We start from the raw sequence: 22,123 nt of genomic DNA, 5'->3' as shown, positions 1-22,123 counted from the left end.
ACCGTGCCGCTACGCTCCGGGCATGGCAGAGGGCACCACCACGACGGCCACCGTCACCCCGACCGAGGACCCGCCGCGTTCCGGCGCGGTTCGCCGTCCCGCGCTGTCCCCATCCAGAGCGAGCGACTTCAAGCAGTGTCCCCTGCTCTACCGCTTCCGCGCCGTCGACCGGCTGCCGGAGGTGCCGACGAAGGCACAGGTGCGGGGCACGCTCGTGCACTCCGTGCTGGAGCGGCTGTTCGCGCTGCCGCAGGGCGAGCGGGTGCCGGAGCGGGCCGTCGCGATGCTGGAGCCCACGTGGCGGGAGCTGCTCACGGAATGTCCGGAATGGACTGAGCTTTTCTCCGATGAGGACGGTGACGCCGAGCAGGCCATGAGCGCCTGGCTCGGTGGTGCGGCGAAACTTCTCGACGGCTACTTCGGACTCGAGGACCCCAACCGGCTGGACCCGGAGGCGTGCGAGCTGCACGTCGAGACCGAGCTGAGCTCCGGCGTCGTGCTGCGCGGCTACATCGACCGGCTCGACGTCGCGCCCACCGGCGAGATCCGGGTCGTCGACTACAAGACCGGCGCCGCGCCCCGCGAGATCGGCGAGGCGAAGGCCATGTTCCAGATGAAGTTCTACGCGGTCGTGCTCTGGCGGCTGCGCGGCGTCGTCCCGCGCCAGCTCAAGCTCATGTACCTCAGCGACGGGCAGGCACTGGCGTACACGCCCGACGAGGCCGAGCTGGTCCGCTTCGAACGCACGCTGGAGGCGATCTGGCAGGCGATCCTGCGGGCGGGCAGGACCGGTGACTTCCGGCCGAACCCCGGCAAACTGTGCGGCTGGTGTTCCCACCAGGCGCTGTGCCCTTCGTTCGGCGGCACTCCCCCGGAATATCCTGGCTGGCCTGAGCCCGATCCCGGCGAGGAGTCCGTCCTCGACCGCGCCGACTGAGGAGCCTCGCGTGTCCGAAGCGTTCTACCTGCCCCGCGGAGAAGGGCGGTACCTGCCCACCGAGCACACGGCGGGCCCGTGGTCGCCCGACTCGCAGCACTTCGGGCCGCCGTCGGCGCTGCTGGTGCGCGAGCTGGAGAGCATCCCCGCCGCACGGGAGATGCTGCTGGGCCGAGTGACCGTGGAGATCCTCGGGCCCGCCCCGCTCACGGAGCTCACGGTGCGGGCGGGGCTGGAACGGCCCGGCCGTTCGGTCGAGTTGCTGTCGGCCGAGCTCGCGGCGGGCGGCCGGGTCGTGGCGAAGGCGTCCGGCTGGCGGTTCGCGACCTCGGACACCACCGAGGTCGCCGAGGGCTCGGCCGCGCCACTCGCCCCGGTCGAGGACTGCCCGCCCGCCGACTGGCCTGCGACGTGGAACGACGGCTACCTCAAGGCGATGGAGTGGCGCGAGATCAGCGGCCGGGTCACCGACCCGGGTCCGGCCGCGGTGTGGGCGCGGCAGCGCGTGCCGCTCGTCGACGGCGAGAAACCGAGCCCACTCCAGCGGCTGTTCACGGTCGCCGACTCCGGGAACGGCACGTCCAACCGGCTCGACATGCGCGAGTGGCTGTTCATCAACGCGGAGCTGACCGTCCACGTGCACCGCGAGCCCGTCGGCGAGTGGATCGGGCTCGACGCCGACACGGTTCTCGGCCCGCAGGGCCTCGGCACGGCGACCAGCAGGCTGCACGACACGACCGGGCAGGTCGGGACCGGTGCGCAGGCGCTGCTGGTGCGTGCTCGCCCCGACGGGCGGCCGGCCGCGGGGCAGAGCCGGTCCTGATCCACTAACCTGCTCCCAAACCACGAGATCCAGGAGCTGGCGCACAGTGCAGATCACCTCGGTGGTCAACCAGAAAGGCGGGGTCGGCAAGACCGCGCTCAGTGTCGGCGCCGCCGCCGCGCTCGCCGAGCGCGGTCGCAGGGTGCTGCTGATCGACCTCGACCCGCAGGGCCACGCGACCACGGAGCTCCTGGGGCTGCCCGAGGCGCCCGCCGAGGCGCCGAGCCTCGCGAAGGCGCTCACCAAGACGTGGCGGGGCGCGATCGAGGAGCTGGTGGTCCCCCATCCGCGCAGCAACATCGGCGCGGGCGGCGCCTTCGACGTGATCCCCACGTCGCCGGGGATGTTCGACCTGGTGCGCAGGCTCGACCAGTTCCGCGTGCCCGGCTGGCAGCTGGCCAGGGTGATCCAGTTCGCCAACTACGACCACGTGATCATCGACTGCCCGCCCGCGCTGGACGTGCTCACCAACAACGCGCTCGCCGCCACGCACGGCATCCTCGTCCCGGTGCAGCCCGACCGCACGAGCATCAGGGCACTGCGGCTGATGCAGGAGCAGATCCGCTACGTCGAGTCCGCGGTGGACCGGCAGCCGGTGGCCTACTACGGGCTCGTTCCCGGGCTGTACCGGCGGCCGATCTCCGCGTACGCGGCGGCGGCGCTGAGCGAGCTGCACACGTTCGGCATCCCGATCCTGCCCCACGTGCCGCTCGGCGTGGTGATGAACGAGGCCGCGGCGCGGGGCGTGCCGGTGACGACGTTCGCGCCCGAGACCATCCAGGCGGTGGCTTTCCGGCAGATCGCCACCGTGCTCGACACCATGACCGCCCCCGCCGCTCCCGCGCCGCCGGTGGCCGAGCAGGATTTCGTGTTCGAGGACTTCATCGCCGAGCTGTCCGACACCAGGGCCGCCAACGACAACGGCGCCCGCCGCAAGCTCTACGACCTGCTGCCCAAACGCCAGCGGCCGCGCTGACCGCCGTCAGGGTCCGGAGCCCGGACCCTGACGGCGGTTGCTCAGAGCCGGCAGGCGCGGATGTCCGACGCCAGGATGGCGCGGGCGCCAACGGCGGCCAGCTCGTCCATGATCGAGTTGACCTGCTTGCGCGGCACCATGGCCCGCACGGCCACCCAGTCGGCGTGCGCGAGCGGCGCGACGGTCGGGGACTCGAGGCCGGGCGTGATGGCCATGGCCCGCTCGAGCAGCGTGCGCGGGCAGTCGTAGTCGAGCATCATGTACTGCTGCGCGAACACCACGCCCTGCAGGCGTGCGGCCAGCTGCCCGATCGGCTTCGAGTCGGCGTTTCCCGACCGGTGCACGAGCACGGCCTCGGACACGCAGATCGGGTCCCCGAACGCGACGAGGCTGTGCTGGCGCAGCGTGCGGCCTGAGCCCACGACGTCGGCGATCGCGTCGGCGACCCCGAGCTGCACCGAGATCTCCACGGCGCCGTCGAGCCGGATGACCTCCGCCTCGATCCCCTGCTTGGCGAGGTCGTCCCGCACGAGCTTCGGGTAGGACGTCGCGAGCCTCTTGCCGTGCAGGTCCTCGGTCTTCCAGTCCCGTCCCGAGGGTGCCGCGTAACGGAACGTGGAGCCGCCGAAGCCGAGCGCGAGCGTCTCCTCCACCGGCGCGCCGGAGTCCAGCGCCAGGTCGCGGCCCGTGATGCCGAGGTCGAGCTCCCCGGAGCCCACGTAGATCGGGATGTCCTTGGGGCGGAGGAAGAAGAACTCGACCTCGTTGACCGGGTCCAGCACGGTGAGGTCGCGCTGCTCATGTCGCTGCCGGTACCCCGCCTCACCGAGCATCTCCGACGCCGGCCCGGCCAGCGCACCCTTGTTCGGCACCGCGACACGCAGCATGGTCTTTCCTTTCCTCCTCACAGATACCGGTAGACGTCCTCGAGCGGGACGCCACGGCCCAGCAGCAGCACCTGAACCCGGTAGAGCAGCTGGGAGACCTCCTCGGCCAGCCGCTCGTCGGACTCGTGCTCCGCCGCGATCCAGACCTCGCCGGCCTCCTCCAGCACCTTCTTGCCCTGCGCGTGCACTCCGGCGTCCAGCGCGGCCACGGTGCCGGAGCCCTCGGGCCGGGAACGGGCCCGTTCGGCAAGCTCGGCGTACAGCTCATCGAAGGTCTTCACGGACTGAATCCTTCCATCCACCGTCGCAACGGTGGCGGGCGGGCCGTCTCCCGCGCGATCCCGCTGTCGGCCGGTTGACTTGGCCACGGAAATCCACTTTGCTGAATTGCGGAGCCCGGGAACGAATCGAGAACGGAAAGGTGGGGTATGGCAAACAGGAGGTTACCCGACGAAAATGGCGGCCCTTCGATGAAGCACACTGAACTCCAAATACGACTGCCGGAACACCCGGAGCGAATAGACCAGGACTCGGAGTACTGCCTGGTTCTCCTGGACGGCGAGTGGCAGCAGATCCGGTTCCACGACTACCACCGGATCTTCGCAATTCCCGGACTCTACGAACAACTTTTCCACGACATTCTGGACTGCCGCTCACCCGACGTGGTCGGGAAGCTGCTGAAAGAACAGGTCCAGCGCGACAACGTGGTCGCCTCGTCACTGCGCGTCCTCGATCTGGGCGCCGGGAACGGGCTCGTCGGCGAGCAGTTGCGCACGGTGGGCGCGGGCAGCCTGGTCGGCGTGGACATCATCCCGGAGGCGCGGGACGCGGCGCGGCGTGACCGTCCCGAGGTCTACGACGCCTACCACGTCGCCGACCTCACCGCGCTGTCCGAGCAGGAAACCCGCACGCTGCACGGGTACGGCTTCAACACGCTGTCCTGCGTGGCGGCGCTCGGCTACGGCGACATCCCGCCCGCGGCGTTCCGCGCGGCGTACAACCTCGTGAGTGACGGCGGCTGGATCGCGTTCACCATCAAGGACCGGTTCCTCGGTGACGAGGACACGTCCGGCTTCGCGCGCCTGATCAACCGCTGCCAGGAGGCCGGGGTGCTCGAGGTGCGCTCGTCCGAGCGCTACCGGCACCGCCTCAACATCTGTGGCGAGCCGCTGTACTACGTGGCGCTCGTCGGCGTGAAGCACGCGGACATCCCCGCCGGGCTCGTGCCCTGACGCCCGCGGGGCTCAACCCTGCCGCGCGGCCGCGACATCCGCGACCGAGTGCGCGTCAAGGCCGACGAGCGAGGAGCGGAACGTCCGCCGCACCCCGGGCTCCACCGGCACGTCGTTGGGCACGACGAGCACCGTGCAGCCTGCCGCGACCGCCGACTCGGTGCCCACCGGCGAGTCCTCCACCGCGACGCACGACTCCGGGTCGGCGCCCAGCAGCCGGGCTGCCCGCAGGTAGGGCTCGGGGTGCGGCTTGTTCAGCCCGTCCACCTCGTCGCCGCACACGGTGACGGCGAAGAACTCGCGGCCGATCGTGTTGAGCGCGAGTTCGGTCAGGGCGCGCTCGGTGGAGGTCACGAGCCCGCACGGGATCCCGGCCGAGCAGATCGCCGCGAGCGCCTCGCGCGCGCCCGGCCGCCAGGGCAGCTCGTCGGCGAACAACGTGGCCGTGCGTTCCCGGATCCACCGCGACACCTCGGCGATCGCCCGCGGGGTGACGTCCTTGCCCGCGACCGAGAGCAGGAAGCGCGTCGTGGTGTCCATGTTGGACCCGACGAGGGACGCGCGCTGCTCGGTCGTGAGGTCGCCGCCGAGCCAGCCCGCCGCCTCGTAGAGCGCGACGTCCCAGAGCTTCTCGGAATCGACGAGGGTGCCGTCCATGTCCCACAGCACGGCGGCGGGGCCGTCCATTGCGGACGGTCGGTTCACGTTCGCTCCTAGGTGTTGAAGTATTTGGCTTCGGGGTGGTGCGCCACAATGGCGTCGGTCGATTGTTCGGGGTGCAGCTGGAATTCCTCGGAGAGCTTCACCCCGATGCGCTCCGGCTGGAGCAGTTCGACGATTTTCGCGCGGTCCTCCAGATTTGGGCACGCGCCGTAGCCGAGCGAGAACCGCGCGCCACGGTAGCCGAGTTTGAAGAATTCCTCGACGTCGGCGGGGTCCTCGTCGGAAACCGGGTTTCCGGTGGCGAAACGCAGTTCCTGGCGGACGCGGCGGTGCCAGTACTCGGCGAGCGCCTCGGTGAGCTGCACACCGAGGCCGTGGACCTCGAGGTAGTCGCGGTAGGCGTCGCGCGCGAAGAGTTCGTTGGCGAAGTCGGCGATCGGCTGGCCCATGGTGACCAGCGTCAACGGCAGCACGTCCACCTCGCCGGCCTGTTTCGCCAGGTCACGGGGCCGGTAGAAGTCGGAGAGGCACAGCCTGCGGTCGCGCTTCTGCCGGGGGAAGGTGAACCGCGTCACCTCCGGCGCGTCCGGGCGCGGCTCGGTCAGCACGACCAGGTCCTCACCCTCGGCCACCGCGGGGAAGTACCCGTAGACGACGGCGGCGTGGGCCAGGATGCCTTCGGTGGCCAGCCGGTCCAGCCACGCCCGCAGCCGTGGCCTGCCCTCGGTCTCCACCAGCTCCTCGTAGGTCGGCCCCGCGCCGCCGCGCGCGCCCTTGAGACCCCACTGGCCGAGGAAGGTGGCGCGTTCGTCGAGGTAGGCGGCGTAGTCGGCCACCGGGACGCCTTTGACCACGCGCGAGCCCCAGAACGGCGGCGTGGGCAGCGCGACGTCGGTGGCCACGTCCGAGCGGGCGGGCCCGTCCTCCGGCTCGGGCTCCCGCCGCGCCTTGCGGGCCTCGGCGATGCGCAGGGACCGCTCCCGGCGGGCCTTGCGCTCGGCGCGCCTGGCCTCCTCCTCGGGGTCGGCGGCGGGGGCCTCGCCGCGCTTGACGGCCATGATCGTGTCCATCAGGCGCAGGCCCTCGAACGCGTCGCGGGCGTAGCGGACGTCGCCCTGGTAGACCTCGGTCAGGTCGTTCTCGACGTAGGAGCGGGTCAGCGCCGCGCCGCCGAGCAGCACGGGCCACTGCCCGGCCACGCCCCGGGAGTTCATCTCCTCGAGGTTCTCCTTCATGATCACCGTGGACTTGACCAGCAGGCCGGACATGCCGATCGCGTCCGCCCGGTGCTCCCGCGCGGCGTCCAGGATCGTGGTGATCGGCTGCTTGATGCCGAGGTTCACCACCTCGTAGCCGTTGTTGGACAGGATGATGTCCACCAGGTTCTTGCCGATGTCGTGCACGTCGCCCTTGACCGTGGCCAGCACGATGCGGCCCTTGCCGCCGGAGTCCTGCTTCTCCATGTGCGGTTCGAGGTAGGCGACGGCGGTCTTCATCACCTCGGCCGACTGCAGCACGAACGGCAGCTGCATCTGCCCGGAGCCGAACAGCTCGCCGACGGTCTTCATCCCGGACAGCAGGGTGTCGTTGATGATCTCCAGTGGCGGCTTCTGCTCCATCGCCGCGTCGAGGTCGGCCTCCAGCCCGTTGCGGTCGCCGTCCACGATGCGCCGCTCCAGCCGCTCGAACAGCGGCAGCTTCGCCAGCTCCTCGGCCCGCGACGCCCGCGACGACGCGGCGGTCTTGCCCTCGAACAGCGACATCAGCGCCTGCAGCGGGTCGTAACCCTCCCGGCGGCGGTCGTAGACCAGGTCGAGCGCCACGTCACGCTGCTCGTCGGGGATGCGCGCCATCGGCAGGATCTTCGACGCGTGCACGATCGCGGTGTCCAGCCCTGCCTGCACGCACTCGTGTAGGAACACCGAGTTCAGCACCTGCCGGGCGGCCGGGTTGAGCCCGAAGGAGATGTTGGAGACGCCCAGCGTGGTACGCACGCCCGGGTAACGGCGCTTGAGCTCGCGGATCGCCTCGATCGTCTCCACCCCGTCGCGGCGCACCTCCTCCTGGCCGGTGGAGATCGGGAACGTCAGGCAGTCGACGATGATGTCCCCCACGGCCATGCCCCAGTTGGCGGTGAGGTCGTCGATGATCCGGCTCGCGATGCGGACCTTCGCCTCCGCGGTGCGGGCCTGGCCCTCCTCGTCGATGCACATCACCACCACCGCGGCGCCGTGCTCGCGCACCAGCTCCATCATCCGGCGGTAGCGCGAGCCCGGCCCGTCGCCGTCCTCGTAGTTGACGGAGTTGACGGCGCAGCGCCCGCCGAGGCGCTCCAGCCCGGCCTTGATCACCTCGGGCTCGGTGGAGTCCAGCATGATCGGCAATGTGGACGCGGTGGCCAGCCTGCCGGCCAGCTCGGCCATGTCCGCGGCGCCGTCGCGGCCCACGTAGTCCACGCACAGGTCCAGCATGTGGGCGCCGTCGCGGGTCTGGCCCCTCGCGATCTCCACGCAGTCCTCGTAGCGGCCCTCCAGCATCGCCTCGCGGAACGCCTTCGAGCCGTTGGCGTTGGTCCGCTCGCCGATCATCAGCACGCTCGCGTCCTGCTCGAACGGCACCGCCTGGTACAGCGACGACACCCCCGGCTCCGGGGTGGGACGACGCTGTGCGCGCTCGGCTTCCCGCACCGCCGCCACCAGCTGCCGCACATGCTCCTCGGTGGTCCCGCAGCAGCCGCCGACCAGGCCGACCCCGAACTCGCGCACGAATCCCGACAGCGCCTCGGCCAGCCCTTCCGGGCTCAGCGGGTACACCGCGCCGTTCGGCCCCAGCTCCGGCAGGCCCGCGTTCGGCATCACCGACAGCGGCACCCGCGCGTGCCGCGACAGCGTCCGCAGGTGCTCGCTCATCTCCGCGGGGCCGGTGGCGCAGTTCAGCCCGATCACGTCGATGCCCAGTGGCTCCAGCGCCGTCAGCGCCGCGCCCACCTCGGTGCCCAGCAGCATCGTGCCCGTGGTCTCCACGGTGATCGACGCGATGACCGGCACCCGCCGTCCCTCCGCGGCCATCGCGCGGTGCGCCGCCACGATCGACGCCTTCGTCTGGAGGATGTCCTGCGTGGTCTCCACGATCACGGCGTCCACGCCGCCCGCGAGCAGGCCCCTGACCTCCTCGACGTAGGCGTCGCGCAGCGTCGTGAACGGCGCGTGCCCCAGCGTCGGCAGCTTCGTGCCCGGACCGACCGAGCCCAGCACGAACCGCGGCCTGCCCGGCTCAGCGAACTCGTCGGCGACCTCCCTCGCCAGCCGCGCGCCCGCCTCCGACAGCTCGAAGATCCGGTCCGCGATGTCGTACTCGGCCAGATTCGCGAAGTTCGCCCCGAACGTGTTGGTCTCGACCGCGTCGGCGCCGGCCGCCAGGTAGCCGCGGTGGATGCCCCGCACCACGTCCGGCCTGGTCACGTTCAGGATCTCGTTGCAGCCCTCCAGCCCGGCGAAGTCGTCGAGCGAGAGGTCGTGGGTCTGAAGCGCGGTTCCCATCGCGCCGTCGGCGACCACGACCCGGGCCGAGAGCGCGTCCAGCAGCGGCGAAGAGAGAGGGGTGGGCATGGGTGACAGCCTACGGGCCAGCACGGTCCACAGGGGATGCCGCCGGGCCGTAGGCTGGCTGTGTGAGCAAGCCCTTCGACGAAGCAACAGACAGCCGGCCCCCGCCGAAACCGGTGATGGTGGTGGCGTTCGAAGGCTGGAACGATGCTGGGGACGCCGCGAGCACGGCACTCGAGCACCTGCAGCTCAACTGGGACGCGAAGCCGCTGGCCGAGCTGGATCCCGACGACTACTACGACTTCCAGGTGAGCAGGCCCACCGTCCGCATGGTGGACGGTGTGACCCGCCGGGTCGAGTGGCCGACGACGCGGCTCTCCGTGTGCCGTCCCGAGGGCCTCGGCCGTGACATCGTGCTGGTGCAGGGACCCGAGCCCAACATGCGCTGGCGGGCGTTCTGCGCTGAGCTGCTGGAGCACATCGAGGAGCTCGAGGTCTCGACGGTCGTGACGCTGGGGGCGCTGCTGGCCGACACCGCGCACACCAGGCCCGTCCCGGTCACCGGAACGGCATACGACGCGGAGGCCGCCTCCCGGTTCGGCCTGGAGCGCAGCCGCTACCAGGGCCCCACCGGCATCACCGGGGTGCTGCAGGACCTGTGCGTGCAGGCGGGCATCCCGGCCGTGTCCGTGTGGGCGGCCGTGCCCCACTACGTGTCGCATCCACCCTCGCCCAAGGCGACCCTGGCGCTGCTGCACAAACTCGAGGACATCCTCGACGTCGGCATCCCGCTCGGCGCGCTGCCCGAGCAGGCGGAGGAGTGGCAGCGGACCGTCTCCGAGATGGCCGACGAGGACGAGGAGATCAGCGACTACGTGCGCACCCTCGAGGAGCGCGGCGACGCCGAGATCACCGTCGACGAGAGCAGTGGCGACCGCATCGCCGCCGAGTTCGAACGCTATCTACGACGCCGCAGGCCGGACGGGCCCGGCTCGTCGGGTCGCTGACCGGGGGGTCCGCGCGAGCCCGGCTGGCCAGGGGCTCGCTGTACGTCGGTGCGCTGCTCGGGCCGTTCGGGGGCGGTGTGGTCGCCGCGATCCTGCCCGAGATCGGCGCGAGCTTCGCCGTGTCCCCGTCCGTCGCGGCGTCGGCGCTCACGAGCTATCTCGTGCCGTTCGCGGCACTCATGCTCGTGTCGGGCACCCTCGGCGAACGCTGGGGGCAGGCGCGGACCATCCGCCTCGCCTACGTGGTCTACGCGGTGGCCGCCGTGGGCTCGGCGCTCGCCCCGTGGTTCTGGCTGTTCCAGGTCACGCGCGGCGTGCAGGGCTGCGCGAACGCGTTCACGCTGCCGCTGCTCATGGCCAAGCTCGCCGAGGGGACGCCGCGGGAGCGCCTCGGCCGCGCGCTGGGCCTGTTCGGGGCCATGCAGGCGGTGGGCCAGACGTCGGCGCCGCTGGTCGGCGGGCTGGCCGCCGAGGCGTCGTGGCGATGGGCCTTCGCGGGGATCGCGCTGGTCGGCGCCGTGCTCGCGGCGTGTCCGCTGCCGCCCGACCAGCCCAGGGACACGTCGCGGCCGACGCGCCTGCGCGACTCGTGGCGCCGGGACGTCCTGCTGCCCGGTCTCGTCGGCCTGGTCGGCTGGGCCTGCCTGTCCGGGGTGTCGTTCCTGGTGGCGTTCCGGCTGGAGGACGCCTTCGGGCTCTCGTCGGGGCCGCGGGGGCTGGTGCTGACCGGCTTCGGCGTCGCGGGCATCCTCACCGCCCGCGTGGTGGGCGGGGTGAACGACCGGTACGGGCCCCGGCCCTCCACGGTGACTGGCCTCGTGGCCGGCGCGCTGCTGCTCGCGGCCATCGGGTTCGTGGATTCGCTGGCAGTGGCCGCGGCGTGCTGGGCGGTGGCCGGCTTCTGCGGCCAGCTGATCATGGTGGGGATCAACTCGAGCGTGCTCTCCGGCGGGGAGCGTGGCCGGGGCGGCGCGATCTCGGTGGTGCAGGCGATGCGCTTCGTGGGCATGGCGGCCGCCCCCGCGGCGTTCACGGCGCCCTACCACCACGACGCCGCGCTCGGCTTCGGCCTGCCCGCTGCGTTGCTGCTGCTCGTCACGCCATTGACGGCGGTACTCAGGCGAACCCGTTCCCGAGAATGATCCGCACCGGCACGGCTCCCCTCGCGCGCTTGCGCCATTCGCGTGGGTAGCCGAGCGAGACCTCCTCGAAGCGCACGCCGTCGCGCCGCGTCGTGCGCGGGATGTGCAGGTGGCCGTACACGGCGACCTCGGCGCGGTAGCGCACGTGCCAGTCGGCGGTCGCGGTGGTGCCGCACCACATCGCGAACTCCGGGTAGCGCAGCGGCTCCGTGGGATGCCGGTGCAGCGGCCAGTGCGACATCAGCACCGTGCCGTGGTCGGCGGGGATGGCCGCGAGCCGCCTCTCGGTGACCTCCAGCCGCCGCGCGCACCACGCCGAGCGGCTGGCGAACGGCTCGTGGTGCAGCAGGAACTCGTCGGTGCAGACCACCCCGGCCTCCCTGGCCTGCTCCATCGCCACGTCCAGCGGCTCCCCCTCGGCCGAAGGGGTGCGCCAGCTGTAGTCGTAGAGCAGGAACAGCGGCGCGACGGTCAGGGGGCGCTCGGCGTAGGGCCACACCGGGTACTCGTCCTCGGGGGTGAGCACGCCGACGTCGCGGCAGCGGCGCACCAGCTCGTCGTAGCGGTCCTGGCCTCGGTGCTGGTCGGGGTCCTTCACGGTGGTCCACAGCTCGTGGTTGCCCGGAACCCACACCACCGTGGCGAACCGTTCGCGCAGCCTCGCCAGCGTGCCGACCACCGCCGACATCCGCTCCCCGACGTCACCGGCGACGAGCAGCCAGTCCTCCGGCGAGCCCGGCCGGATCTGGTCGACGAAGGGCTCGTTGCCGTTGTGCGTGACGTGCAGGTCGCTGGTGGCGTACAGGTTGGGCACGCAGCCCACCGTATCCCGCGAAGGCGATCACCCGGGCGCCGAAAACTCGGTGGCGCGCCCGCGGCAGGTGTGGCTAGCCTGGACGCATCATGAAGAGCTGACCCGAGCCCTCACCCGCGCCCGAGGCCGATTCGCCCGGCGGGTGTCCCCTTCTCACACCGGGCCGGTGATGCTCTATGTCCGCTTCTCTTTCCCTGCGTGCCCGCGACCTCGCGTTCTCCTACGGCGATCGCGTCGTGTTCCGCGGCATCGACCTCACCGCGAGCGCGGGTCAGCGGCTCGGCCTCGTCGGCGAGAACGGCGTCGGCAAGTCCACGCTGCTGCGGCTGCTCGCGGGGCTCGAACAGCCTCAGGCCGGGTCGGTGGACGGCGGCGGGGACATCGGCTTCCTCCGCCAGGAGCTGCCGTTCCCGGAAACGGCCCGCTTCGCCGACGTGCTCGACCACGCGCTCGCCGAGATCCGGGCGGGCGCCGCGCGGCTCGACGTGCTGAGTGAGCGGCTGGCCGGGAACCCGGAGGACGCGGTCGCGCTCGACGAGTACGGCCGGCTGCTGGAGTGGGCGCAGGCCCACGAGCTGTGGGACGCCGACCGGCGCGCGAAGCTGGTCTGCGCGGGGCTCGGGCTCGGCGAGATCGGGCCGGAGCGCCCGCTCGGGAGCCTGTCGGGCGGGCAGCGGTCACGGCTCGCGCTCGCGGCACTGCTCATCCGCAGTCCCGAGACGCTGCTGCTGGACGAACCGACCAACCACCTCGACGACGCCGCGATGGAGTTCCTCGAACGGCACCTCTCGGCGTTGTCCGGCATCGTGGTCGTTTCCTCTCACGACCGGGTGTTCCTCGACGCGGTGTGCACGGACATCGTGGACCTCGACCCCGCGCTCGGCGGGCCGGCCCGCTACGGCGGGCGCTACTCGGACTACCTGGAGGCCAAGCGGGCCGAGCGGGCGCGGTGGGAGCAGCGGTACGCCGAGGAGCAGGAGGAGCTCAATCAGCTGCGGCACTCCGTCGCGGTGACGGCGCGGGACATCAACCACAACCGTCCCGCCCGCGACAACGCGAAGATGGCGTACGACTTCAAAACCGGCCGGGTGCAGAAGCAGATCTCGCGCCGGGTGCGCAATGCCCAGCTGCGGCTGGCGGAGCTGGAGCGCGACCAGGTGCGCAGGCCACCGCGGCCGCTGCGGTTCGCGGCGGCGCTCACGGGCAGGCCGGCCGAGCACAGGCTGGCCCTGTCGGTGCGGGACGTCGACGTGCCCGGCAGACTGCGGCTCGGCGAGCTGGACGTCGGCACGTCGGCGCGGCTGCTGGTGACCGGTGGCAACGGCACCGGGAAGTCGACGCTGCTGGCGGTGCTCGCGGGCAGGCTCACCCCGGCCCGAGGCACCGTCCACCGGGCGCGTGGCGTGCGGGTGGGGCTGCTGGAGCAGGACGTCACGTTCGCCGATCCGACGCCGACGCCCCGGCAGCTCTACACCGAGGCGGCCGGAGAGGAGGCTCCGGCGCTGTCGTCACTCGGCCTGATCGCACCGAGGGACCTCGACCGCGAGGTTGGCAGGTTGTCGGTGGGCCAGCGACGGCGGCTGGCGCTGGCGATGCTGCTGGCGAACCCGCCGCACGTGCTCCTGCTCGACGAGCCAACCAACCACATCTCGCTCACGCTCGCCGAGGAGCTGTCGGACGCGCTGGACGGGGCACCGGGTGCGGTAGTGGTCGCCTCCCACGACCGCTGGCTTCGCCGCGACTGGCAGGGCACCGAACTGGCCCTGCCCGCCACCTGACCCACCTGCTGCAGCGTCACCCGTCTGCAGTGAAGGCCACCTTCACTGCGTTGAACGCAGGCATGGTGGCCTTCACTGCAGACGGCAAGGGCGCTAGAGGGCGACACCGAGGAGGGCGTCGACGGCGGCGCGGAGCCGGGCGGGCGCCTCGGCGTCGGTGCCGCGGCGGCCCAGCGCCTCGGTCACCCACGCGTCGACGGCGGCGAGCGCCTTGGGGGTGTCGAGGTCGTCGGCGAGATGGTCGCGGAGGCGGGCGACGGTGTCCTCCACGGCGGGGCCCGCCTCGAGCGACACGGCCTCGCGCCACCGCGCGAGCCGCTCCCGCGCCTCGTCCAGCAGCGCGCCGGTCCACGCGCGGTCGGCGCGGTAGTGCCCGGCGAACAGGGCCAGGCGGATCGCCGCCGGGTCCACGCCGTCGGCCCGCAGCCGCGACACGAACACCAGGTTGCCCTTCGACTTCGACATCTTCTCGCCGTCGAGGCCGATCATCCCCGCGTGCACGTAGTGGCGGGCGAACGGGTGCTCGCCCGCCAGGGCCTCGGCGTGGGCCGCGCTGTACTCGTGGTGGGGGAACGCCAGGTCGGAGCCACCACCCTGGACGTCGAAGCCCATGCCGAGGCGGCCGAGCGCGATCGCGCTGCACTCGATGTGCCAGCCGGGGCGGCCCTCCCCCAGCTCCGACTCCCACGACGGCTCGCCGGGCCGCGCCATCCGCCAGAGCAGCGCGTCCAGCGGGTCGCGCTTGCCCTTGCGCTCGGGGTCGCCGCCCCGTTCGGCGAAGAACCGCGCCATGGTCTCGGCGTCGTAGTTCGACTCGTAGCCGAAGTGGCCGGTGAACGAGCGGTCGAAGTACACGTCGGGGTACTCGGGGTCGTCCGCCCGGTACGCGGCGCCGCTCGCGAGCAGCTTGCCGATCACCTCGACGATCTCCGGGATGGTCTCCACCGCGCCGACGAAGTCGCGCGGCGGCAGCACGCGCAGGGCCTCCATGTCCTCGCGGAACAGCGCCGTCTCCCTCATGCCGAGCACCACCCAGTCGTCCTGGTCACGCTCGGCCCGCTCCAGCAGCGGGTCGTCGATGTCGGTGACGTTCTGGACGTAGTGCACCTCGTGCCCGGCGTCGAGCCACAGCCGGTGGACGAGGTCGAAGGCCAGGTAGGTGGCGGCGTGCCCGAGGTGGGTGGCGTCGTAGGGGGTGATGCCGCAGACGTACATCCTGGCGACGCGCCCCGGCGCCGTGGGCCGCAGCTGTCCGGTCGCGGTGTCGTGGAGCCGCAGCGGACGCGGGGTTCCAGGGATACGGGGCACGGCAACCGATGACCAAGTCTGCATACCCCAACACTAAGCGGAAACGTCGTCCGCCTTCCCGCGTGGTGGGAACGACGCCGACCACATCGCGCCGAGCCCGGCGAGCAGTTCCTCCGCGGTGGGGGCCGACTCGGGGTCGAGCAGCCACTGCACGGAGAGCCCGTCGCAGATCGCGATCACGAAGCTCGCGACGGCGAGACAGCGGGGGTCGTCGGAGCGGGTGCCGTCGCCGAGGGACTCCGCGACCAGGCCGGCGACGCGCTCGCGGCAGCGCCGGTACTGCTCCGCGAACTGGCTGCGCAGGTCGGGTGTGCGCTCCGCCTGCGCGAGCGCCTCGACGTAGGACAGCAGCAGCTTGCGCTTGCTGGCCAGGCTGCCGAGCAGCGCCGCCCACGTGACGTGCCCGCGCTCGACGGGCGAGGCCGCGGGGTCGGCCATGGCGAGGTCGGCGAGCTGCTCGGTCCACTCCTCGAACACCTGGCCGATGGCCGCGTTGAGCAGCCCGGCCTTGGATCCGAAGTGGTAGCCGATCGAGGCGAGGTTGGTGCCCGAGGCCGCGACCAGGTCGCGCGTCGTGATGTGCGCGTAGCCCTTGTCCTCCAGCAGCCGCCGGGCCGCCACGAGGAGGTCTTCCCGATGGCCCACGCCCGCAGCGTACCCGGAGGACCGTGGGCCCCTGGACACGCGATCTATACACGCGTATAAAACGGACGTGTAGATCCCTCGCGAAGGAGCACCTGTGACGACCGAGACGACGACGCCCGGCGTGCGCACCGAGGACCTCACCGCCACCGCCCCGCCGCCGGGGCCCCGGCTACCACTCGCCGTGCAGACCGTTCTGTTCGGCTCCTACCGGCACCGGTGGCTGCCGAGGCTGCGCCGCCGCCACGGCGACGTCGTGCGGCTGCACATCTACCCCGAGCGGCACGTCGTGCAGCTCGCCGACGTCGACCACATCCGTGCCGTCTTCGCGGGTGACCCCTCGATCTTCCACGCCGGCGAGGGCAACGTGATCCTCAAACCCGCCATGGGCGAGCACTCCGTCCTGCTCACCGACGAGGACGTGCACCTGCGCGCCCGCAAGCTGCTGATGCCCGCCTTCAACGGGGCCGCCCTGCGCGGCTACCGCGACCTCGTCACCGAGCTCACCGAGCGGGAGGTGGAGCGCTGGCGGCCGGGCACGCCGTTCTCCTCCCACCTGCGCATGCAGGCGCTGACGCTGGAGATCATCCTGCGCGTCGTCTTCGGGGTCGCCGAGGGACCCCGGCTGGAGGAGCTGCGGGGGCTCCTGCGCCGCATCGTGGACGTCGGGCCCGTCGACCTGCTCGGCTGGCACAACCCGAAGCTCCAGCGCTACGGGCCGTGGAAGCGCTACGCGATCGCCCAGCGGCGGACCGACGACCTGCTCTACGCCGAGATCGCCGAACGCAGGCGTGCCGGTGACCTCGGCGAGCGCCACGACGTGCTGTCCCGGCTGCTCGCGGTCGGCGAGGCCGACGGCGAGGGGCTCACGGACGCCGAGCTGCGCGACCAGCTCATCACCCTGCTGCTGGCGGGACACGAGACGACGGCGACCGCGCTGGCGTGGGCGTTCCACGAGCTGGCCCGCGAGCCCGCGCAGCTGGCCGCGGCCACGCGCGCGGCCGACGACGGCGACGAGAAGTACCTGGAGGCGGTGGCGAAGGAGTCGATGCGGCTGCACCCGGTGATCTCGGAGGTGGCCCGCAAGCTCACCCGGGACATCGAGGTCGGCGGCTACCGCATTCCCGCGGGGCACACGGTGATGCCCTCGATCGCCCTCGTCCAGGCCGACCCCGCGCACCACCCGGAGCCCGCCGCGTTCCGCCCCGAGCGCTTCCTCGGCGACGGCCCGCCGGCCGGCACGTGGTTCCCGTTCGGCGGCGGCGTCCGCCGCTGTCTCGGGGCCGGGTTCTCCCTGCTGGAGGCCACGGTCGTGTTGCGCGCGGTGCTCTCGCGCTTCCACTTGACGCCCGACCGTGCCCGTCCCGAACCCGCGAAGGCCCGCAATATCACCATGGTGCCGAGTCGTGGCGCGCGCGTGATTGTCACGCCACGTACAGGACTCGTAACATAGGAGGTTTCCCAGCTCCCCACTGAAGAAGAAGGTGGCGGCCATGACCAGTGGCGCTGACAGCGGGACCAGACGGTATCTCGTGCTCCTCGAGGAGGACTCCTCGGCCGCGGCGGTGAGCACCTTCGCCAGCGTCGCCGGCCTGCATCCCGCGAGTACCGCCGACGTGCTGGGGACCACCGCGGCCAACCTGCTGTCCGCCCCGGACGGGCTGCTGCTGCACGAACTCGGCGTCGCCGTGGTGACAGCGGCCGCCGACCAGGCCGACGCGCTCACCCGCGCCGCCGCCGGACCGGGGCCGCTCGCGCTCGTGGAGCCCGAGCGCACCGTGCACGCCTACGCGGCGCCGGCCGTCGAACCGGATGACGCCGTCGACGAGACCACCTTCACCTGGGGCCTGCAGGCGCTCGGCGCGCCGGAGAGCGCGGCGACCGGGAAGGGCATCCGCGTGGCCGTACTCGACACCGGGGTCGTGGTGGACCACCCCGATCTCGCCGGGCGCACGCTCGTCACCAACTCCTTCGTCGACGGCGAGCAGGTGGACGACGAGCACGGCCACGGCACGCACTGCGTCGGCACGGCGTGCGGTCCCCGCACCCCCGAGAACGGCCGCGGTTACGGCGTGGCACACGAGGCGGAGATCTACGCGGGCAAGGTGCTGAGCAACGCCGGGTCGGGCACCGACGGTGGCATCCTCTCCGGCATCCAGTGGGCGATCAGCAACCGTTGCGCGGTGGTGTCGATGTCGCTCGGCGCAGCGACCCAGCCGGGTGACCCGCACTCGCGGATCTTCGAGACCGTCGCGAGCAGGGCGCTTCGGCAGGGCACGCTGATCGTCGCGGCCGCCGGCAACGAGAGCAGGCGCGCCGAAGGGCACATCGCGCCGGTCGGCCACCCCGCCAACTGCCCGTCGATACTGGCCGTCGGCGCGATCGACGTGCACCGCGCGATCGCCGACTTCTCGTGCGGCACGGTCGATCCCGGCAGCGCCGTCGACCTCGCGGGCCCCGGCGTGGACGTGTACTCCAGCTGGACCTTGCCCGAGCGGTACAACACCATCAGCGGCACCAGCATGGCCACGCCGCACGTCGCGGGAGCCGCCGCGCTGGCCGCGCAGCTGCACGGGGCCCGAGGCTGGGAACTGTGGGCCCGGCTCTCCCAGTCGGCCCGGCGTTTGCCGCTACCCTCGACTGATGTCGGCGCGGGGCTGGTGCAGGCACCCTGACCGCGCCGCCCGTCCCCGACCGGGAGGTGCACCGTGACCAGGGTGATCGTGTCGGTCGCCGACGACAACCTCGGCGCGCTCGACGACGTGGTGTCCGACTTACGGCAGGCCGGGATGTCCGTTGACGGCGTGCAGGAGCTCCTCGGCACCGTCACCGGCTCGGTCGACGCCGACACGGTCGTCGCCGCGCTGCAGGACGTGCCGGGCGTGTCCGACGTGGAGCTGCAACGCGACGTCGGGCCGTACTGACGCCGCTAACGGCGATTGCGCAGGTAGTCCCCGACCACCGCGGCGCCGAGCCCGTCGAGGTCCGGCGCGAGCACCCGCCCGCCCGCGCGGCGCGCGAGCAGGTCGACGAACGCCGCCAGCCGGGGGTCGTCGCCGAGCCGGAACACCGACACCGACGCGCCCAGCTTCGCCAGTCTGTCGACTTCGGACATTGTTTTGAGCAGGGTGCGCGGGCTCGGCGGGTAGTCGAACTCGGCGACGCCGTCCGCCTCCAGGTGAGCGGTGGGCTCGCCGTCGGTCACCATCAGCACCACCGGCTGTGCGTCCGGGTGCCTGCGCAGGTGCCTGCCCGCCAGCAGCAGCGCGTGGTGGGCGTTGGTGCCCTGCTCCCACGCGCCCTCCAGGCCCACCAGCTCGGCCAGCTCCACCGGAGCGGCGTAGCGGCCGAACGTGATGAGCTGCAGCGCGTCGTTGCGGAACCGCGTCGAGATCAGCTGGTGCAGTGCGAGCGCGGTGCGCTTCATCGGCAGCCAGCGGTCCTCCTGCACCATCGACCACGACGTGTCCACGCACAGCGCCACGGCGGCGCGGGACCGGTGCTCGGTCTCCACCACCTCGACGTCGGACACGTCGAGCCGCACGGCGCCCGAGTGCCGGCTCGCCGCCGTCCTCAGCACCGCGTTCCGGACCGTCCGCGACACCGCCCACGGCTGGGTGTCGCCGAACCGCCACGGCCTGGTGGAGCCGTCCGGCTCCCCCGCCGCGCCCGCCGACGTCGTGTCCCGGTCGCCGTCGCGCCCGCGCAGGGCGCGCACCACGTCCGCCAGTGCCGTCTCCCCGAGGCGCCGCAACGCCTTGGGCGACAGGCGCAATGAGCCGTCGGGCGCGCGCTCGAACAGGCCCTGCGCGCGCAGCTCCCGTTCCAGCTCGGCGAGCCTGCGGGCGTCCACGCCGGCGTCGTCCCCGAGCTGGCGCTCAAGGGCGTCGAAGTCGATGTCCTCCAGCCGCGCCCCCGGGTAGGACTGCGACAGCTGCTCGGCGAGCGCGTCCAGCTCGGCGAGGTCGGTCATCGCCCGCACGCCCTCGCCCAGCCCCAGCGGGTCGTCGCCGCGGAAGCGGGCCGAGGACGTCCAGTCCTCACCCGGCCGCAGGCCGCGCAGCTGCTGGTCCAGTGTGGACAGTTGCTGGGCGAGGCGCGGGTCGCCGAAGGCCTGCCGCGACAGCTGTGCCAGCTCGGCGCGCTGTTCCGGCGTCATCGAGTTGAGCATGCGCTGCGCCGCCGCGGCCCGTGCGGCGAGCACGTCGATCAGCTCCTCCACGTCGCGCGGGTTCTCCGGGAAGAACTCGCCGTGCCTGCGCATGAATTCGGCGAAACGCTCGTCGATGTCGGAGAACCCCTGCGCGTGCGCCGACAGCAGCGCGTTGAGGTCGGCGAGCATCTGGTTGACCCGCTCGACGTCCTCGGGGGTCGTGGACTCGAGCGCCTGCTTCATGCCCTCGAACCGGGACTCCAGCAGTTCCCTGCCGAGCAGTTCCCGGATGCGCTCGTAGTTCTCGCGCCCGGTTTCGGACGTCCACTCGTAGTTCGCGAGCTCGCTGACGGCGGCCGCGGTGCCCGGCGGGAGCGCGTCCAGCTGCGCCTCGCGAAACCGGGCATCGTCGGAGGGGTCCGGGAACAGCGCGCGGCGTTCGGCGTCGAGCGCCTCGTCGAGCAGACGCCGCACCTCCTGCAGCGTGCCGTCGAGCCGGTGCCTGCGCTGGATCTCCGAGCGCCGCTGCCACACGCGCCGGGTCAGCTCGTCGAGCCCTGCCGTGCGGCGGGTGCCCCGGCGCAGCAGCTCCTCCAGCGCCGAGCGGGGCGAGGAGCCCGCCATGACGTCGCGGCCGATCTCGTCCACGGCGTCGCGCAGGTCCACCGGCGGCGCGAGCGGGTCGGGCCCGTCGTGGTAGGGCCCGTAGGCGTAGCTCTCCGGGTTCTCCGGCAGCCGGGCGCTCATGGCCCGTACACCGTCGTCGCGTCGTCGGCGTCCTTCGCGAGCCTCCGGGCGAGGTAGAGCGACTCCAGGGCCAGCTCGACGGCCGAGGCGATGCGGCCCGGCGCGTCGTCCGAGGAGACACCGGCCCGCTGTGCGACCTCGTGCAGCACGGGCAGCTCCGGCAGCGCGGACAGCACGTCCCGGCCCGGCACCCGCTCGCCCGTGGCCACCAGGTGCCCGTCGGCGACGGCATCGGCCAGCGGCCGCAGGTCGAGCCCGGCGAACCGGTCGCGGGCCGTCTCGGCGATCGCGAGCCGCAGCAGGTGCACCAGGTGCTCGGTCTCGCGTCCTTCCTCCCCCGGCTCGAACTCGATCTTGCCGCGCAGCACGGCGGGCACGGCGTCGAGGTCGACTGGCCTGGCCACGGCGGGGTGCTCGCCGGTCAGCGCGGAGCGCCGCAGCGCGGCGGCCGCCACGGTCTCGGCCGCCGCCACGGCGAACCGGGCCGAGACGCCGGAGCGCTGGTCGACGACGCTGGACTCACGCAGGTTCCGCACGAAGCGGGCCAGCACCTCCAGCAGCGGGTCGCTCACCTCCGCCTTGAGGTCGGCCTCCTGCTTGACGACGCCGACCTCGGCGGCGACGTCGAGCGGGTAGTGCGTGCGGATCTCGGCTCCGAAGCGGTCCTTGAGCGGGGTGATGATCCGGCCGCGGTTGGTGTAGTCCTCGGGGTTGGCCGTGGCGACCAGCAGCACGTCCAGTGGCAGCCGCAGCGTGTAGCCGCGCACCTGGATGTCGCGCTCCTCCATCACGTTGAGCAGCGCGACCTGGATGCGCTCGGCGAGGTCGGGCAGCTCGTTGATCGCCACGATGCCGCGGTGCGCGCGCGGCACGAGCCCGAAGTGGATGGTCTCGGGATCGCCGAGGCTGCGGCCCTCCGCGACCTTGACGGGGTCGACGTCGCCGATGAGGTCGCCGACGGAGGTGTCGGGCGTGGCGAGCTTCTCGGTGTAGCGCAGGTCCCGGTGCAGCCACGCGACGGGCAGCTCGTCGCCGAGCTCGGCGGCGCGGCGCAGTGACGCGGGCGTGATCGGCTGGAGCGGGTGCTCGGCCAGCTCGGAGCCCTCGATCACCGGCGTCCACTCGTCGAGGAGCCCGGCCAGGGTCCGCAGCAGGCGGGTCTTGCCCTGGCCGCGCTCGCCCAGCAACACCACGTCGTGCCCGGCGAGCAGGGCCCGCTCGAACTGCGGCAGCACCGTGCGGGAGAAGCCGACGATGCCGGGCCACGGATCGGATTCCTCCCGCAGGGCCGCGAGCAGGTTGTCGTGGATCTCGGTCTTGATGCCCTTGGGGGTGTACCCGGCGGCGCGCAGCTCGCCTGCGGTACGGGGCAGGTCAGCGGGTGGGGACTGGGTCACGGACTCGACGCTACTGCCGGTTCCGGCTGGCGTCGACGTGGACCAGCTCCAGCCCCGGGTACTCTCGATCTC

At 72.2% G+C, this 22,123-nt stretch carries 19 protein-coding genes; 10 read left to right on the top strand and 9 right to left on the bottom strand.

Annotated features, from left to right (window positions below; all coding sequences use genetic code 11):
- The first annotated feature begins 22 nt into the window (after nt 1–22).
- The 3 genes from DI005_RS05810 to DI005_RS05800 are packed head-to-tail and all read left to right on the top strand — an operon-like array spanning nt 23 to nt 2,736.
- Complete coding sequence (locus DI005_RS05810) at nt 23–937, top strand: RecB family exonuclease (RefSeq protein ID WP_112269084.1); 915 nt, start codon at nt 23–25, stop codon at nt 935–937.
- A gap of 10 nt (nt 938–947) precedes the next feature.
- On the top strand, nt 948–1,760 hold the full coding sequence (locus DI005_RS05805; RefSeq protein ID WP_113641448.1) for a thioesterase family protein: 813 nt from the start codon (nt 948–950) through the stop codon (nt 1,758–1,760).
- A gap of 46 nt (nt 1,761–1,806) precedes the next feature.
- Nucleotides 1,807–2,736 (top strand): ParA family protein, encoded by a 930-nt coding sequence (locus tag DI005_RS05800; protein WP_112269080.1) that lies wholly within the window; start codon nt 1,807–1,809, stop codon nt 2,734–2,736.
- 41 nt (nt 2,737–2,777) lie between these two features.
- Here the strand turns inward: DI005_RS05800 and hisG are convergent, their stop codons facing one another.
- Nucleotides 2,778–3,623: an ATP phosphoribosyltransferase gene (gene hisG, locus DI005_RS05795; protein WP_112269078.1), complete on the bottom strand. Its 846-nt coding sequence runs from the start codon at nt 3,621–3,623 to the stop codon at nt 2,778–2,780.
- Between the two features lie 17 nt (nt 3,624–3,640).
- Nucleotides 3,641–3,904 carry a phosphoribosyl-ATP diphosphatase gene (locus DI005_RS05790; protein WP_110335671.1) on the bottom strand — a complete coding sequence of 88 codons (264 nt, stop codon included), beginning with the start codon at nt 3,902–3,904 and terminating at the stop codon, nt 3,641–3,643.
- 147 nt (nt 3,905–4,051) lie between these two features.
- Here DI005_RS05790 and DI005_RS05785 point away from each other — a divergent pair, with 147 nt between their 5' ends.
- Entirely contained in the window at nt 4,052–4,855 is an 804-nt protein-coding gene (locus DI005_RS05785; RefSeq protein WP_112269076.1) for a class I SAM-dependent methyltransferase, read from the top strand.
- Between the two features lie 12 nt (nt 4,856–4,867).
- Here DI005_RS05785 and DI005_RS05780 read toward each other — a convergent pair whose 3' ends face one another.
- Nucleotides 4,868–5,542 carry an HAD family phosphatase gene (locus DI005_RS05780; RefSeq protein WP_113641447.1) on the bottom strand — a complete coding sequence of 225 codons (675 nt, stop codon included), beginning with the start codon at nt 5,540–5,542 and terminating at the stop codon, nt 4,868–4,870.
- A gap of 26 nt (nt 5,543–5,568) precedes the next feature.
- Entirely contained in the window at nt 5,569–9,126 is a 3,558-nt protein-coding gene (gene metH / locus DI005_RS05775; RefSeq protein WP_113641446.1) for a methionine synthase, read from the bottom strand.
- Between the two features lie 62 nt (nt 9,127–9,188).
- Between metH and DI005_RS05770 the strand changes: the two genes are divergently transcribed.
- Both DI005_RS05770 and DI005_RS05765 read left to right on the top strand, forming a co-directional pair.
- Complete coding sequence (locus tag DI005_RS05770) at nt 9,189–10,070, top strand: PAC2 family protein (protein WP_112269070.1); 882 nt, start codon at nt 9,189–9,191, stop codon at nt 10,068–10,070.
- A 77-nt stretch (nt 10,071–10,147) separates the two neighbouring features.
- On the top strand, nt 10,148–11,212 hold the full coding sequence (locus DI005_RS05765; RefSeq protein WP_233520004.1) for an MFS transporter: 1,065 nt from the start codon (nt 10,148–10,150) through the stop codon (nt 11,210–11,212).
- Here DI005_RS05765 and DI005_RS05760 read toward each other — a convergent pair.
- Complete coding sequence (locus DI005_RS05760) at nt 11,187–12,026, bottom strand: metallophosphoesterase (protein ID WP_112269068.1); 840 nt, start codon at nt 12,024–12,026, stop codon at nt 11,187–11,189. The two genes, DI005_RS05765 and DI005_RS05760, sit on opposite strands and share 26 nt — an antisense overlap.
- 176 nt (nt 12,027–12,202) lie before the next feature.
- On the opposite strand from DI005_RS05760, the gene DI005_RS05755 reads away from it, so the two are divergent.
- Entirely contained in the window at nt 12,203–13,804 is a 1,602-nt protein-coding gene (locus tag DI005_RS05755) for an ABC-F family ATP-binding cassette domain-containing protein (RefSeq protein ID WP_113641445.1), read from the top strand.
- A gap of 93 nt (nt 13,805–13,897) precedes the next feature.
- On the opposite strand, the gene mshC is transcribed toward DI005_RS05755, so the two are convergent.
- Nucleotides 13,898–15,136, bottom strand: coding sequence for a cysteine--1-D-myo-inosityl 2-amino-2-deoxy-alpha-D-glucopyranoside ligase (gene mshC, locus DI005_RS05750; protein WP_112269064.1), 1,239 nt, complete (start codon nt 15,134–15,136; stop codon nt 13,898–13,900).
- 9 nt (nt 15,137–15,145) lie between these two features.
- On the bottom strand, nt 15,146–15,757 hold the full coding sequence (locus DI005_RS05745) for a TetR/AcrR family transcriptional regulator (RefSeq protein ID WP_113641444.1): 612 nt from the start codon (nt 15,755–15,757) through the stop codon (nt 15,146–15,148).
- 94 nt (nt 15,758–15,851) lie between these two features.
- On the opposite strand from DI005_RS05745, the gene DI005_RS05740 reads away from it, so the two are divergent.
- The 3 genes from DI005_RS05740 to DI005_RS05730 are packed head-to-tail and all read left to right on the top strand — an operon-like array spanning nt 15,852 to nt 18,678.
- Nucleotides 15,852–17,207 (top strand): cytochrome P450, encoded by a 1,356-nt coding sequence (locus tag DI005_RS05740; RefSeq protein WP_113641443.1) that lies wholly within the window; start codon nt 15,852–15,854, stop codon nt 17,205–17,207.
- A gap of 40 nt (nt 17,208–17,247) precedes the next feature.
- Entirely contained in the window at nt 17,248–18,429 is a 1,182-nt protein-coding gene (locus DI005_RS05735; RefSeq protein WP_113641442.1) for a S8 family serine peptidase, read from the top strand.
- Between the two features lie 33 nt (nt 18,430–18,462).
- On the top strand, nt 18,463–18,678 hold the full coding sequence (locus DI005_RS05730) for a hypothetical protein (protein ID WP_112269056.1): 216 nt from the start codon (nt 18,463–18,465) through the stop codon (nt 18,676–18,678).
- Between the two features lie 5 nt (nt 18,679–18,683).
- On the opposite strand, the gene DI005_RS05725 is transcribed toward DI005_RS05730, so the two are convergent.
- Together DI005_RS05725 and DI005_RS05720 are read right to left on the bottom strand one after the other, a co-directional pair.
- On the bottom strand, nt 18,684–20,654 hold the full coding sequence (locus tag DI005_RS05725; protein WP_113641441.1) for a VWA domain-containing protein: 1,971 nt from the start codon (nt 20,652–20,654) through the stop codon (nt 18,684–18,686).
- Nucleotides 20,651–22,051, bottom strand: a complete 1,401-nt coding sequence (locus DI005_RS05720) for an ATP-binding protein (RefSeq protein WP_112269052.1) — start codon at nt 22,049–22,051, stop codon at nt 20,651–20,653. The genes DI005_RS05725 and DI005_RS05720 overlap by 4 nt, the downstream gene beginning before the upstream one ends.
- Nucleotides 22,052–22,123: the final 72 nt, after the last annotated feature.

This window comes from Prauserella sp. PE36 (assembly GCF_003311655.1).
In the GTDB taxonomy this organism is placed as follows: domain Bacteria; phylum Actinomycetota; class Actinomycetes; order Mycobacteriales; family Pseudonocardiaceae; genus Prauserella_A; species Prauserella_A endophytica.
The sequence above is the reverse complement of the archived record's forward strand: the minus strand, read 5'-3'. Positions and strand labels throughout refer to the sequence as shown.